The sequence below is a fragment of the Mitsuaria sp. TWR114 genome (assembly GCF_007997345.1).
Genome location: NZ_VOSR01000947.1, coordinates 1 through 1,179 on the forward strand (window position 1 = coordinate 1; position 1,179 = coordinate 1,179).

Here is a 1,179-nt window from a genome sequence, read left to right on the forward strand (position 1 = left end):
GCCGCGATGCGGCCGGTCGGTCGTTCAAGCGTGCATCGGCCCCGGGCCGGGGCCGGCGGCGGGACGGCTCAGCGCTCCGGCTCGGTCTTGACGTCCTTCAGCAGCGGCTGCATTTCCTGCGGCGTCAGGTGCGCCGGCAGCGGGCCGACATCGTGGTCGAGGAGCTGCCTCACGTTCTCGGCATGGGCATGCACGCAGTTGCTGCCCTCCAGGCCGCTGGTCTCATAGCGCGGAAAGACCGTGCGCGCCTGCATGGTCTCGTAGAGACGCGACTGCTCTGGCGTCATCGTGCCGTGGTCGATCACCAGCGTCGACGGCCCGATGGGAAGCGGCTTGTCCTCGCCGGCGAGCTTCGCCTCCGCGCGCACGCCCATGACCTTGAACTTGCGGCCATCGCTCAATTCACCCTGCACGGGGTAGGAGTCTGGTCGCTGGCCCGCTACGAACTGCGGCGAATGCCCCAGCGCGGGCGCCAGTCTCGGATTGAGCCGCAGGTCCTCGGCCGATGGCTGGAACTGCACGTGGCCCGGTGTGAGGATCTTGGTCTCTCCGTCAGCCTCGCGCGTGCGCGTGGGGTCGATGACCGTCGAGATGGGGCGGGAACCCCGCTGCGGCAGGTCCGCGAGCGCCCCGCTGGGCAGGTTGGATGTGGACGTGGACTCGGCGCCGGACTTGCCGGCGTTGTCGCGGACCGATCCCAGCGCGGCACGGATCGGTGGCGAATTGGTGAGGGGGCGTCTCCACACGGAAGTCTCCTGTCGCAGTTGTGTTTGTCCGCCGAATCTAGGACCGGCGAGTCCCGATGCGACGCCCGGTGCGAAACGGAGCAGGGCAGGGCGAAAGGCTTCGTTCCTGCGCACCGCCCTTCGCACGCTGCGCTCCGGGGCCTCCGGTGCGCTTCCTACAATTCCGCCCGGGCCTTGCGTGGTGCCGGGCAAGACCTGGCACCTCCGCCGACCTTCTCCCGATCTTTCCTCGTACACCCATGCCTGTCATCGACATCGCCGGCCGTTCCCTGCACTTCCAGGACCGCGGCACCGGATTCCCGCTTCTGCTCGGACACAGCTACCTGTGGGATTCCGCCATGTGGGCGCCGCAGATCGACGCGCTTTCGCGGTCCTATCGCGTCATCGCGCCGGACCTCTGGGGGCATGGACGATCCGATGCGCCGCCCGAGGG

2 protein-coding genes are annotated in these 1,179 nt (G+C 68.9%); one reads left to right on the plus strand and one right to left on the minus strand.

The window, feature by feature from the left end:
* Positions 1-68 precede the first annotated feature (68 nt).
* The gene (locus FUT87_RS26195; RefSeq protein WP_147242877.1) at positions 69-746 is read right to left on the minus strand and encodes a type III effector; all 678 of its coding nucleotides are present in this window, start codon (positions 744-746) and stop codon (positions 69-71) included.
* Between the two features lie 239 nt (positions 747-985).
* Between FUT87_RS26195 and FUT87_RS26200 the strand changes: the two genes are divergently transcribed.
* On the plus strand, positions 986-1,179 hold a 194-nt coding region (locus FUT87_RS26200), incomplete at its 3' end, for an alpha/beta fold hydrolase (protein ID WP_404935454.1).